Raw genomic sequence first — 12,818 nt, forward strand, 5'->3', positions numbered from 1 at the left:
GTGCTCCGCAGCAGGTAGAAGGACTTCATTCGGCCGTGGTCGGGTCGATGACCGTCATCACCCGCGCCACGCTGTCGGCCGGGAATCCACCCAGCCTGGCGTGCTCGCGCACCTGTTCTTCGTCAGGGGCGATGTAGACGCAATAGATTTTGTCGGCGGTGACGTAACTCTGCAGCCACTGCACCTGTGGCCCGAGTTCACGCAACACCTGGCAGGAGGTTTGCGACACGGCTTGGAGTTCTTGCGGCGACAGCTTTCCGGCCCCTGGAATCTCGCGTTCAATCACGAATTTCGGCATGGCAACCTCGCGTTCTTTTTATCAGTGACAGGGTCGGCAGTGGCCCTGCTCATCCACTATCGCGCCGAGGGTCGATGGCGTCCCTGCCAATCGTCCGAAGAGCCGGCAAAACAACGGCCGGGCCGATGAGTGGCGGTTTTTTGTAAAGGCCTCGAGACACTCCGAGATTGCCATTGCGTGGGGCAATCGGCTTTTATGCCTTCCCGTCTTCCGTGAATGGATTCCATCATGTCCCTGCGTCTTGAATGGCTCGTCGATCACCCGCAGCACAGCGACACTTACGCCGCGTGGATTCACCGCCAGTTCGCCTACGAATATGCCGAGCAACCCTTGGCCGATTGGCAACGCGAGTTCGCTGCCGGCCAAGACAATGGCGACTGGTCATGCCTGATTGCGCTGGACGGCGAGCGCCTGCTCGGCGGTGCGGCACTGGCCCGGGCGGACCTGGCCCTGCGTCCGGATCTCGGCCCGTGGCTGGCGTGCGTGTTTGTCAGCCCGCAAGCTCGTGGCCAGGGGCTGGCAGAGCGGTTGATCGATGGCATCAGCCAGGCGGCGAAACAGCGCGGCTTCGCACGTTTCTATCTGCACACACAGAACAAGCAGGACTACTACGCCAAACGCGGCTGGACAGTGCTGGAGCGCTTTCGCGCGTGGGACAACGAGCAATGGCTCATGGTGCGCGACCTGTGAGCCATTGATATGCGCGGCGGTAACTGTCGATGCATCTGAGCACTCAGTTCTGGTTGTTACAGCCATCGGCAAATTTGCGGTAATCCAGCACCTGGGTTTTTCCGGCCGAATCCAGGTACGTCATGCGCGCATCGATAATGCCGCAGTTCACCGCGTTGTCCTCGGTCATCGACAGCACTTTCTGGATGTCCAGGTGCGTGCCGTAGGTGTAGGTGTGCGGGCTGACATCGGCTTCGGCCCGGGCCGCCAGGGTGCAGATGTTCAGGGCGGCGAACAGGCAGGCGGCGACAACGGTTTTGTGCGTCATGGTGGTTTCCTCAAGGCTTGTATGGGTTGAGCCGAGGCAAGTGGTGTGGGCCTCGATGGAGCCTATTTGAGGCGCGTGAGGTATCGCGTCTGTGTCAGGAAACGGCCGCTATCAATCACTGTGTATCCCCACCGCCCGGAGATACACAGCGATACAAAACCCTGAAAAAATCGCGTTTTTGCATGTGTATGTATCCGCCATTACGCCAGATACACTGCAATACAAACCCGGGCAGGCAAGCCGTCGCAGGCTCGATAGACTGCACGGCATTGCCCTTTGATAGAGGTTCTGCACCGATGGAACATGTCGATCACATCCTCATCGTCGACGACGACCGCGAGATCCGCGAGCTGGTAGGCAATTACCTGAAAAAGAACGGCCTGCGCACCACCGTGGTCGCCGATGGTCGACAGATGCGCAGTTTTCTCCAAGCCAACACCGTTGACCTGATTGTGCTCGACATCATGATGCCCGGCGATGATGGCCTACAGCTGTGCCGCGAACTACGCGTGGGCAAACACAAGGCCACGCCGGTGCTGATGCTCACGGCGCGCAACGATGAAACCGACCGCATCATCGGCCTGGAAATGGGCGCCGACGATTACCTGACCAAGCCGTTCGCCGCCCGCGAACTGCTGGCGCGGATCAACGCGGTGCTGCGGCGCACACGCATGCTGCCGCCGAATCTGGTGGTCACCGAAAGCGGTCGCCTGCTGGCCTTCGGCCGTTGGCAACTGGACACCTCGGCCCGGCATCTGCTGGACAATGACGGCACACTGGTAGCCCTCAGTGGTGCCGAATATCGCTTGCTGCGGGTGTTCCTCGATCATCCACAACGGGTGCTCAGCCGTGATCAGTTACTCAACCTGACCCAGGGCCGCGAAGCCGATCTGTTTGATCGCTCGATTGATCTGCTGGTCAGCCGTTTGCGCCAGCGCCTGCTTGATGATGCGCGTGAGCCGGCCTACATCAAAACCGTGCGCAGCGAGGGTTATGTTTTTTCGCTACCGGTGGAAATCCTCGGGGCCTCGGCATGAGCCTCAAGCTGCATTGGCCACGCACCCTGGCTTCGCGGTTGTCGCTGATCTTTCTGGTCGGGCTGATCCTGGCCCAGGCCCTGTCGTTTGGCGCGCAGTATTACGAGCGTTTCCAAAGCGCCAGAAGCACCATGCTCAGCAATATGCAAAACGACGTTTCGACGTCGGTTGCAATCCTCGACCGCTTGCCCGCGCAGGAACGCCCTGCCTGGCTGCCACGACTGGCTCGCACCAACTACGATTATCGGTTGAACGACGGCGATCCCGGCGCCCCGCTCGACGCCGAGGAGGTACCGGTGGCCGCGACATCGATCAGCAGTGCGATCGGCGGCGCCCGTCCGCTGTCCTTCAGCCGTTTTCCCGCGGAGAAAAAACACTTCCAGGCCCATTTGCGCCTCAGCGACGGCAGCCCGTTGACCATCGATGTGCGTCCGGCCATGCCGCCGCTGTCGCCGTGGCTGCCGGGGGTATTGCTCGGGCAACTGGCGCTGCTGATCGCCTGCACCTGGCTGGCGGTGCGCATTGCCATACGCCCCCTCGCCCGCCTCGCCAATGCCGTGGAATCCCTCGACCCCAACGCGCACCCGGTGATGCTCGACGAACACGGCCCGACCGAAGTGGCCTACGCCGCACGGGCCTTCAACGCGATGCAGGCGCGGATCGCTGCGTATCTGAAGGAGCGCATGCAACTGCTGGCAGCGATTTCCCATGACCTGCAAACCCCGATCACCCGCATGAAATTGCGCGCAGAGTTCATGGACGACTCGGTCGAGAAAGACAAACTGTGGAACGACCTCGGCGAGATGGAGCATCTGGTGCGCGAAGGCGTGGCGTACGCTCGCAGCATCCACGGCTCGACCGAGGAAAGCCGGCGCACCGATCTCGACTCGTTCCTCGACAGCCTGGTGTTCGACTATCAGGACATGGGCAAGGACGTGCAGCTGAGCGGCAAGAGCGCGGCGGTGATCGATACCCGTCCCCAGGCCCTGCGCCGGGTGCTGGTGAACCTGACCGACAACGCACTGAAATTTGCCGGTGCCGCGCAGTTGCAGGTCGATATCGACGACGGTCTTTGCATCAAAATCCTCGATCGCGGGCCAGGCATTGCCGAAGCCGAGTTGCAACAGGTCATGCAGCCGTTCTACCGGGTGGAAAACTCGCGCAACCGCAGCACCGGCGGCACCGGCCTGGGCCTGGCCATCGCCCAGCAACTGGCCATGGCCCTCGGCGGATCACTGACCCTGAGCAACCGCGAGGGCGGAGGCCTGTGCGCGGAGTTGAAATTGCCCCTGCGCTGATCCCCACACCAATCACCTGTGGGAGCGGGCTTGCTCGCGAAAGCGGCGTATCAGCCCCTGATGCATTGACTGACACACCGCGTTCGCGAGCAAGTCGAATCTTCGTACCGCCGCTCCCACATTGGAATTTGCATGGAGCACAAACGCTGCATCTTGCCCCAGCCCGACTAGACTGATTCATGCCCCAGTCGAGGGGGATTGCAGGACGACGTCAGCTGTGCCCTGCCCACTTCTGTGACCACCGCCCTGCGGCCCATGCCTCGACAACGTTCTGCCACCGGACGGTGATCCTGTATCAGGAGCACTCGTGATGGACGAAACACGACTCAACGCCTTCATGGGCAAACTGGTCAACGACATGGGCGGCGCCGCGATGCTGGCGAACGTCATCGTTGGCGAAGAACTCGGGCTGTACCGGGCGATGGCCGACAGTCAGCCGGTCACCCCGCAAGCCCTCGCCGAAAAAACCACCTGCAACCCGCGTCTGGTACGCGAATGGCTCAGCGCGCATGTCGCGTCCGGCTATATGGAGCATCACGATGGCCAGTTTCGGTTGCCGGAAGAGCAGGCGCTGGCACTGGCCGTGGAAGACTCGCCGGTGTACGTCGCCGGCGGACTCGGTGTGGTGGCCTCGTTTTTCCACGACAAGGACAAACTGGTCAAGGCTATGCGCGGCAACGGCGCCCTGCCCTGGGGCGATCACCATCCGTGCATGTTCAGCGGCACCGAACGCTTCTTTCGCCCCGGCTACAAAGGTCACTTGATCGCTGAATGGCTGCCGGCGCTGGACGGCGTGGTCGCCAAACTCGAAGCAGGCGCCAAAGTCGCCGACATCGGCTGCGGCCACGGCGCCTCGACGGTGATCATGGCCCAGGCGTTTCCCAACTCGCGCTTCGTCGGTTTCGATTATCACGCGCCGTCGATCACGGTTGCCACGCAGCGCGCCGAAGAAGGCGGCGTCAGCAGCCGGGCAAAATTCTTCCAGAACACCGCCAAAAGCTACCCCGGCGACGACTACGACCTGATCTGCTATTTCGACTGTCTGCACGACATGGGCGACCCGGTCGGCGCCGCACGGCATGCGTTCGAATCATTGAAGAAGGACGGCACGGTGCTGCTGGTCGAGCCGTTTGCCAACGACGCGCTGGACGACAACATCAACCCGGTCGGACGCCTGTTTTACGCGGCCTCGACCTTTATCTGCACGCCGAATTCGCTGTCCCAGGAAGTTGGCCTGGGGCTGGGTGCGCAGGCCGGTGAAATGCGCTTGCGCAAGGTGTTTACCGAGGCCGGGTTCAAGCATTTTCGCCGGGCGACGCAGACGCCGTTCAATCTGATTCTGGAGGCGCGCAAATAAATCACCGCTATCACCTGTGGCTAGGGAGCTTGCTCCCGTCGGATTGCAAAGCAAGCCCAAAACAGGCCTGCTGCGCAGTCCAGCGGGAGCAAGCTCCCTCGCCACACGGTTAATGCTAACCTGCGGGCATCGTCCTCCCCGGAGTGCTGACCATGCTCGACAGCCCGACCCGCGAACACCTCGACACCCTGCACCAGGCCATGGCCGATGGCGGCTTTGTGGTGCTGACCGGCGCGGGCATCAGCACGCCGTCGGGCATCCCGGATTACCGCGACAGTGAGGGTGTACGCCGGGGCCGGCAGCCGATGATGTATCAGGAATTTCTCGCCGCTCCGGAATCCCGTCGCCGCTACTGGGCGCGGGCCATGCTTGGCTGGCCGCGGGTGCGTCAGGCGCGGCCCAATGCCGCGCATCAGGCGCTGGCCGATTTGCAGCGCCGGGGTCTGATCAGCGCCTTGATCACGCAGAACGTCGACACCCTGCACGATCAGGCTGGCAGTCAGGACGTGATCGAACTGCATGGCAGCCTGCACCGGGTGTTGTGCCTGGATTGCGGCCAGCGCAGCGCGCGTGACGACATTCAGCAGCGGATGGTCGAGCAGAATCCGTATCTGGCCGGGGTCGACGCGATGCAGGCGCCGGACGGCGATACCCTGCTCGATCCGGCCTTCGAAGCACGTTTTCAGACGCCACAATGCCCGTATTGCGCCGGTGAACGGATGAAGCCGGACGTGGTGTTTTTCGGTGAGAACGTGGCGCAGCCGACGGCGGCGCGGGCCATGGCGGCGGCAGAAAATGCCGCGGGATTGTTGGTGGTGGGCTCGTCGCTGATGGCCTATTCGGCGTTTCGTCTGTGCCGGGTGATCGCCGATCGGGGCAAGCCGTTGCTGGCGATCAATCTGGGCAAGACTCGCGCCGATGATCTGCTGGATCTGAAGATCGAGGCGTCATGCGAACAGCTGCTGCCGTTGCTGGTGCAACGCTTGACTTCCTGACTCGCGAAATCCCCTGTAGGAGCGAGCCTGCTCGCGATAGCGTCCTTTCAGCCAAGACTTTCCTCGACTGATACCCCGCCTTCGCGAGCAAGCCCGCTCCCACAGGATCAATGTTCGGCTTTGAGAATATCGAACAGTGCCTGCGCCGCTGCCGACAGCTCATTGCCCGGCTCCGTGAGCACACCAATCGCCCGCTCCACTGAATCATTCAAGGTCAGGCAATGCGCGCCCAGCTCCAGCATCTGGTCGGCGCACAACGCTGGCACCGCACTCACCCCCAGGCCACTGGCGACCATGCGCCCGACGGTCGCCAGTTGATGACTCTCGAATTCCACCGGCAGTTTCATGCCCCGGGCCTGCAAGTGCTCTTCGAGCATCACCCGCACTGTCGACGGCCGTTGCAGGGTGATGAACGGTTCCTGCAGCAAGGTCTGCCAGTCGATTTCGCCAAGCCTGGCCAGCGCTGAATCTTGCGGCACCACCGCGACAAAGCGGTCCATGTACAACGGGGTGAACGTCAGCGAGGTGTTCTGCATCGGTTCGAACGCGACACCCAGTTCCACATGGCGGTCGCGAACCATTTCCAGCACTTGCTCGTTGATCACGTCGTTGACCGTGACGTTGACGTTCGGATAGCGCGCGCGAAAGGTCTTGAGGATCGGCGGCAGCAGGTTGCCGGCAAACGATGGCATCGCCGCCAGCGTCACCCGCCCGCGTTGCAGGCTGAAGCGCTGACGCATTTCGTCTTCAGCGTTATCCCAGTCGGCGATCAGGCGCCGGGCCAGCGGCAGCAGCGATTCGCCCTCGGCGGTCAGCGCCACATTGCGCGTGTTGCGACTGAACAACCGCCCGCCCAGCCCCTCCTCCAGCGCCTTGATGGTCAGGCTCAGTGCCGATTGCGACAGGTGCAGGCGCTCACAGGCCACAGCGAAGCTCAGGCTCTGGGCCACGGCGAGGAAGGCGCGGATCTGTTTGATGGTCATGAGCGCTATGCTTCCGTATCTGCAATCAGTCAATTGTTGAGCTTTATCAATCAATCAACCTTAAAAATCAACTTAACAAATATATCCTGCAGCGAGACACTCCAGTCATTCGGCTAGCCAGCCGCCCGACAAACAATAAAAGAGGTGCATATGGCAGGTTTCGACAAGCGCGTGAGTTCCTACGAGGAAGCTCTGGCCGGTCTTGAAGACGGCATGACCGTGATCGCCGGCGGCTTCGGCCTGTGCGGCATTCCGGAAAACCTGATCGCCGAGATCAAGCGCAAGGGCACCCGCGACCTCACCGTGGTTTCCAACAACTGCGGCGTCGACGGTTTCGGCCTCGGTGTGCTGCTGACCGACCGCCAGATCAGCAAAGTCATCGCCTCCTACGTCGGCGAAAACAAACTGTTCGAAGAGCAACTGCTCAAGGGCGACATCGAAGTCATCCTGACCCCGCAAGGCACCCTCGCCGAGAAAATGCGCGCAGGCGGCGCCGGCATCCCGGCCTTCTTCACCGCCACCGGCGTCGGCACCCCGGTCGCCGAAGGCAAGGAAGTGCGTGAATTCAACGGGCGCAAGTACCTGATGGAAGAGTCCATCACCGGCGACTTCGCCATCGTCAAAGGCTGGAAAGCCGACCATTTCGGTAACGTCGTCTACCGTCACACCGCGCAGAACTTCAACCCGCTGGCGGCCACCGCCGGCAAGATCACCGTGGTCGAAGTCGAAGAAATCGTCGAGCCCGGCGAGCTGGATCCGTCGCAGATCCACACCCCCGGCATCTACGTCGACCGGGTCATTTGCGGCACGTTCGAAAAGCGCATCGAACAGCGCACCATCCGCAAATAATCCAGGCTGACGGAGAATAAAAACATGGCACTTACCCGCGAACAAATGGCTCAGCGCGTCGCCCGCGAAATGCAGGACGGCTACTACGTGAACCTCGGCATCGGCATTCCGACCCTGGTCGCCAACTACATTCCCGACGGCATGGAAGTCATGCTGCAATCGGAAAACGGCCTGCTCGGCATGGGCCCGTTTCCGACGGAAGACACCATTGATGCCGACATGATCAACGCCGGCAAACAGACCGTGACCGCGCGCATCGGCGCATCGATTTTCAACTCCGCCGAATCCTTCGCGATGATCCGCGGCGGGCATGTCGACCTGACCGTACTCGGCGCGTTCGAAGTCGACGTCGAAGGCAACATCGCCTCGTGGATGATTCCCGGCAAACTGGTCAAGGGCATGGGCGGCGCGATGGATCTGGTGGCCGGTGCCGACAACATCATCGTGATCATGACCCACGCCTCCAAGGACGGTGAGTCCAAACTGTTGGCCAGGTGCAGCCTGCCGCTGACCGGCGCCGGCTGCATCAAGCGCGTGCTGACCGACCTCGCCTATCTGGAAATCGAAAATGGCGCTTTTGTCCTCAAGGAACGCGCACCTGGCGTCAGCGTCGAGGAAATCGTCGCCAAAACCGCTGGTAAACTGATCGTCCCGGATCACGTACCGGAAATGCAGTTCGCTGCCCAGTGAGGAATTCGAAAATGCAAGACGTCGTAATTGTTGCCGCCACCCGCACCGCGATCGGCAGTTTCCAGGGTTCGCTGGCCAGCGTGTCCGCCGTGGATCTGGGCGCTGCGGTGATTCGCCAGCTGCTCGAACAGACCGGTCTGGACGGTGCGCAGGTCGATGAAGTGATCATGGGCCAGGTGCTGACCGCTGGCGCCGGCCAGAACCCGGCGCGTCAGGCCGCGATCAAGGCCGGCCTGCCCCACGCCGTGCCGGCCATGACCCTGAACAAGGTCTGCGGCTCGGGCCTGAAAGCCCTGCACCTGGGCGCACAAGCGATCCGTTGCGGCGACGCCGAGGTGATCATCGCCGGCGGTCAGGAGAACATGAGCCTGTCCAACTATGTGATGCCGGGCGCACGCACCGGCCTGCGCATGGGTCACGCGCAAATCGTCGACACCATGATCAGCGATGGCCTGTGGGATGCGTTCAACGATTACCACATGGGCATCACTGCCGAGAATCTGGTCGATAAATATGAGATCAGCCGCGAACAGCAGGACGCCTTCGCCGCCGCCTCGCAGCGCAAAGCCGCTGCGGCCATTGAGGCCGGACGCTTTGTCGATGAGATCACCCCGATCCTGATCCCGCAGCGCAAAGGCGATCCGGTAGCGTTCAAGGTCGACGAACAACCACGCGGCGACACCACCGCCGAATCCCTGGCGAAACTGCGTCCGGCGTTCAAGAAGGACGGCAGTGTCACCGCCGGCAACGCTTCGTCGCTGAACGATGGCGCCGCCGCAGTCATCCTGATGAGCGCCGAGAAAGCCAAGGCCCTGGGCCTGCCGGTACTGGCAAAAATCGCCGCGTATGCCAACGCCGGTGTTGACCCGGCGATCATGGGCATCGGCCCGGTCTCGGCCACCCGTCGCTGCCTGGACAAGGCTGGCTGGAACATCGGCCAACTGGACCTGATCGAGGCCAACGAAGCGTTCGCCGCGCAATCGCTGGCAGTGGCCAAGGATCTGCAATGGGATCTGGACAAGGTCAACGTCAACGGCGGCGCCATCGCCCTCGGTCACCCGATCGGTGCGTCGGGCTGCCGCGTGCTGGTGACGCTGCTGCACGAAATGATCAAGCGTGATGCGAAAAAAGGTCTGGCGACCCTGTGCATCGGCGGCGGTCAGGGTGTGGCGCTGGCGCTGGAACGCGCTTAACCCCCGAGTTCACAGCGGGCGGCGGATCCACGACATCCGCTACTCGCTGGCAACAAAAAACCCGGTGCGACTTGCGTTGCACCGGGTGTTTTTTTGCCCATTCAAAATCTTCTTTGAATGGACCTCCCTCTTCGCGAGCAAGCCCGCTCCCACAGGGGAATGCATTCCAGGGTGGGAGCGGGCTTGCTCGCGAAGGGGCCAGCTCAGGCAACAGAAAAACCAGGGCTCACACCACCATCTGCAAAATCAACCAGGCATTCGCGCCACTGATCACCGCAAACAAGCCCCACGCCAGCACCCGGGTCGGCAGCCGGTTCACAAACGGCCCCATCAGTTGCTTGTCGCTGGTCATGCGGATCAGCGGGTACAGCGCAAATGGCAGTTGCAGGCTGAGCACCACCTGACTCAACACCAGCAACTTGCCCACCGCGTTATCGCCCATCAGCCACACGCCGATGAACGCCGGGATCAGCGCCAGCCCACGGGTGATCAAACGCCGCTGCCAGCAGGGAATCCGCAGGTTCAGATAACCCTCCATGATCACCTGTCCGGCGATGGTCCCGGTGAACGTCGAGCTCTGCCCCGACGCCAGCAACGCCACGCCGAACAGCACACTGGCCAGCGCGCCGCCGACCAGCGGGTCGAGCAGGTGGTAGGCGTCCTGAATGTCGACCACGTCGGTATGCCCGGACTGGTGAAACGCAGCCGCCGCCAGAATCAGGATCGCCGCGTTGACCAGCAGCGCCAGCGCCAGCGAGCCGATAGTGTCGATGCGCGCCAGGTTGACCGCGTCCTGCTTGCTGGCCAGGTCCTTGCCGATCATCCGCGTCTGCACGATCGAAGTGTGCAGGTAGAGGTTATGCGGCATCACCGTCGCGCCGAGAATACCGATCGCCAGATACAGCGGTGCGGCATCGCTGATCGCCGAGAGCGACGGTTTGAAACCGGCGAACACATCCGGCCAGTAGGGTTTGATCAGCACCAGTTCAACGAAGAAACACACGCCGATGGTCGCCACCAGCACCAGCATGATCGCCTCCAGCCGACGGAAGCCACGGTTCTGCAAGGCCAGTACCAGCAGCGTGTCGAAGGCGGTCAGGGCAATGCCGAAGGTCAGCGAACAACCCAGCAATAAATGAAAGGCCAAGGCGCAGCCGAGCACTTCGGCCAGATCAGTGGCGATGATCGAGATTTCCGCCAGCACCCATTGCAGGCGTGCGGTCGGGGTGCTGTAGCGCTCGCGGGACAATTGCGCCAGATCGCGACCGGTGGCGATGCCCAGCCGCGAGCACAGGCACTGCGCGACCATTCCCGCCAGACTTGCGAGCAACACCACGAACAGCAGGCTGTAACCAAAACGCGAACCGGCCTCGATCGCGGTCGCCCAGTTGCCCGGGTCCATGTAGCCGATCGACACCAGCAAGCCAGGCCCGGCAAAACGCAGCACGCGTTTGAAGAACGAAGCGCTCGGATCCACCGCGACACTGCCGGCCACCTCCGGCGGGCAGAACGGCGCGGTGGCGATTTTGGGTAAGCTGAATTTCACGCACACATCCAGAAACAAGTTCGAAAGACGCAGCTTAGAGGTTTCAGTCAGCGCCTTGAAGAACAAAAACTCTATCGGCTCATGCCCAACAGTTGCTCACGCAGTTCGGGATTGCGCGTACGCGGATCCAGCCAGATATCGAAAAACGCCCGGGCAAATTGCGGATCATCGATTTCATGCTGCAACTGCTGACCGACAAAAAACCGTGCGCCCTGCCCTGGTAGATACACGCCTGTAATCCGTGTGCCAGCCTGCACATCGACGAACGATTGCTCCATTTGCCCTTGCCACCTGGCCAGTTGCGCGGGACTGACGCCCGAGCCTGCCAGGCGTTTGATTTCATCGACGCTGGCCTGCACCAGATCATCGCGGGAGATCTTGCGCCGATAGATCAGCTCCAGGGCGAAGGGCTGTTCGGTGGACAACGGGCGTGCCGCACTCCACAACCGGGCGTTGTAGACGTCAAAGCCGAACACACTGAAATCACCGGTGCCGATGATTTGCGCGCCGGGCACGGCGTCCTGCCAATTGGCCCAGGTCGGCGTCAGCAACAACGCCCACAAGCCGATGCCACAGCACCCACGCAGCAACTTCGATGGTTTGCTCATCGCGGCATCGACTCCGGTAAACCCTGATCTTCAGAGCATAGCGGATATCACTCGCAGACTTTGTATACAAAAATTGTCGATCAATGCAGCAATCGGTTACCTTGGCCGTTCCATCCCCGGAGGCCTCCCGCGTGCTGATCCTCAAATTACTGCTGATCCCCGGTTTTCTACTGCTGATTTCTCTCGCCGGCAAGCGCTGGGGGCCGAGCGTGGCCGGTTGGCTGTCGGGGTTGCCGGTGGTGGTCGGGCCGATTCTGTTTTTCCTCGCCATCGAACAGGGGCCGCAGTTTGCCGCGCAATCGGCGGTGGCGGCGCTGTCGGCGATGTTCGCCATGATCGCCTTCTGCATTACCTACGCGCAGGTGGCGCAGCGGGCGAACTGGCCGTTGGCGCTGACGATTTCCCTGACGGTGTGGGCGGTGCTGGCGCTAATGTTGTCGCTGATTCCGTCGTCCCTGACGTTCTCGATCGCTGCGGCGGCGATTGCCCTGCTCGCCGCGCCGTACCTGTTTCCCGACGTGCAGCCGGTACTGAACGGCCCGGCGCCGAAGTCGGACAAACTGCTCTGGCGGATGATTGCCGGTGCGGCGCTGACGCTGCTGGTGACCATGCTCGCGAGTACTGTGGGCGAGCGCTGGAGCGGCTTGCTCGCGGTGTTCCCGGTGCTCGGCAGTGTGATGGCGGTATTCTCTCAGCAGACCCGTGGCCCAGCGTTTACCGCGGCATTGCTGCGGGCGACGGCGACCGGCATGTACTCGTTCTCGGCATTTTGTCTGGTGACGGCGCTGACCCTGCCGAGTCTCGGCCTCAGCGGATTCATCGTCGGTGTCGCGGTGTCGGTGGCGATGCTCGGGGTCACCCGCAAGTTGCTGGCCCGACCGACTCCCGCCAAAAGCCCACAACCTCAAGGCTGAGGCAGCCTGACAAACCGCGCTGGAATGCCAGGCATGCTCCGTGGGATCATCGC

General features: G+C 62.1%; 14 protein-coding genes. 9 read left to right on the forward strand and 5 right to left on the reverse strand.

Annotation, left to right across the window (positions count from 1 at the left end):
• Window positions 1-25: 25 nt before the first annotated feature.
• Window positions 26-298 (reverse strand): DUF4242 domain-containing protein, encoded by a 273-nt coding sequence (locus J1G18_RS20630; RefSeq protein WP_223008359.1) that lies wholly within the window; start codon window positions 296-298, stop codon window positions 26-28.
• Window positions 299-526: 228 nt separating this feature from the next.
• Between J1G18_RS20630 and J1G18_RS20635 the strand changes: the two genes are divergently transcribed.
• Window positions 527-988: a GNAT family N-acetyltransferase gene (locus J1G18_RS20635; protein ID WP_223008360.1), complete on the forward strand. Its 462-nt coding sequence runs from the start codon at window positions 527-529 to the stop codon at window positions 986-988.
• Window positions 989-1,031: 43 nt separating this feature from the next.
• On the opposite strand, the gene J1G18_RS20640 is transcribed toward J1G18_RS20635, so the two are convergent.
• Window positions 1,032-1,295 (reverse strand): DUF2790 domain-containing protein, encoded by a 264-nt coding sequence (locus J1G18_RS20640; protein WP_223008361.1) that lies wholly within the window; start codon window positions 1,293-1,295, stop codon window positions 1,032-1,034.
• Between the two features lie 296 nt (window positions 1,296-1,591).
• Here J1G18_RS20640 and J1G18_RS20645 point away from each other — a divergent pair, with 296 nt between their 5' ends.
• From J1G18_RS20645 to J1G18_RS20660, 4 genes are all read left to right on the forward strand, one after another.
• Window positions 1,592-2,332, forward strand: a complete 741-nt coding sequence (locus J1G18_RS20645) for a response regulator (RefSeq protein WP_223008362.1) — start codon at window positions 1,592-1,594, stop codon at window positions 2,330-2,332.
• Window positions 2,329-3,630: an ATP-binding protein gene (locus tag J1G18_RS20650; RefSeq protein ID WP_098964522.1), complete on the forward strand. Its 1,302-nt coding sequence runs from the start codon at window positions 2,329-2,331 to the stop codon at window positions 3,628-3,630. The genes J1G18_RS20645 and J1G18_RS20650 overlap by 4 nt, the downstream gene beginning before the upstream one ends.
• A gap of 310 nt (window positions 3,631-3,940) precedes the next feature.
• Window positions 3,941-4,987, forward strand: a complete 1,047-nt coding sequence (locus J1G18_RS20655; RefSeq protein WP_098964523.1) for a class I SAM-dependent methyltransferase — start codon at window positions 3,941-3,943, stop codon at window positions 4,985-4,987.
• A 152-nt stretch (window positions 4,988-5,139) separates the two neighbouring features.
• On the forward strand, window positions 5,140-5,982 hold the full coding sequence (locus J1G18_RS20660) for an NAD-dependent protein deacetylase (RefSeq protein WP_223008363.1): 843 nt from the start codon (window positions 5,140-5,142) through the stop codon (window positions 5,980-5,982).
• A gap of 107 nt (window positions 5,983-6,089) precedes the next feature.
• Here J1G18_RS20660 and J1G18_RS20665 read toward each other — a convergent pair whose 3' ends face one another.
• Window positions 6,090-6,965 carry a LysR family transcriptional regulator gene (locus J1G18_RS20665; protein ID WP_223008364.1) on the reverse strand — a complete coding sequence of 292 codons (876 nt, stop codon included), beginning with the start codon at window positions 6,963-6,965 and terminating at the stop codon, window positions 6,090-6,092.
• Window positions 6,966-7,115: 150 nt separating this feature from the next.
• Here J1G18_RS20665 and J1G18_RS20670 point away from each other — a divergent pair, with 150 nt between their 5' ends.
• Genes J1G18_RS20670 through J1G18_RS20680 form a run of 3 tightly spaced genes read left to right on the forward strand, consistent with a single transcriptional unit; the run spans window position 7,116 to window position 9,697 of the window.
• Complete coding sequence (locus J1G18_RS20670) at window positions 7,116-7,814, forward strand: CoA transferase subunit A (RefSeq protein WP_098964529.1); 699 nt, start codon at window positions 7,116-7,118, stop codon at window positions 7,812-7,814.
• 24 nt (window positions 7,815-7,838) lie between these two features.
• Complete coding sequence (locus J1G18_RS20675) at window positions 7,839-8,504, forward strand: CoA transferase subunit B (RefSeq protein ID WP_027611653.1); 666 nt, start codon at window positions 7,839-7,841, stop codon at window positions 8,502-8,504.
• A gap of 11 nt (window positions 8,505-8,515) precedes the next feature.
• A complete protein-coding gene (locus J1G18_RS20680) occupies window positions 8,516-9,697 on the forward strand; it encodes an acetyl-CoA C-acetyltransferase (RefSeq protein ID WP_027611652.1) in 1,182 nt (393 codons plus the stop codon).
• A 226-nt stretch (window positions 9,698-9,923) separates the two neighbouring features.
• Here J1G18_RS20680 and J1G18_RS20685 read toward each other — a convergent pair whose 3' ends face one another.
• Complete coding sequence (locus J1G18_RS20685; protein ID WP_223008365.1) at window positions 9,924-11,243, reverse strand: Nramp family divalent metal transporter; 1,320 nt, start codon at window positions 11,241-11,243, stop codon at window positions 9,924-9,926.
• Between the two features lie 71 nt (window positions 11,244-11,314).
• Entirely contained in the window at window positions 11,315-11,851 is a 537-nt protein-coding gene (locus J1G18_RS20690; RefSeq protein ID WP_027611650.1) for a chalcone isomerase family protein, read from the reverse strand.
• Window positions 11,852-11,982: 131 nt separating this feature from the next.
• Here J1G18_RS20690 and J1G18_RS20695 point away from each other — a divergent pair, with 131 nt between their 5' ends.
• A complete protein-coding gene (locus J1G18_RS20695; protein WP_223008366.1) occupies window positions 11,983-12,765 on the forward strand; it encodes a hypothetical protein in 783 nt (260 codons plus the stop codon).
• Window positions 12,766-12,818: the final 53 nt, after the last annotated feature.

The sequence above is a fragment of the Pseudomonas sp. MIS38 genome, assembly GCF_019891575.1.
In the GTDB taxonomy this organism is placed as follows: Bacteria; Pseudomonadota; Gammaproteobacteria; order Pseudomonadales; family Pseudomonadaceae; genus Aquipseudomonas; species Aquipseudomonas putida_A.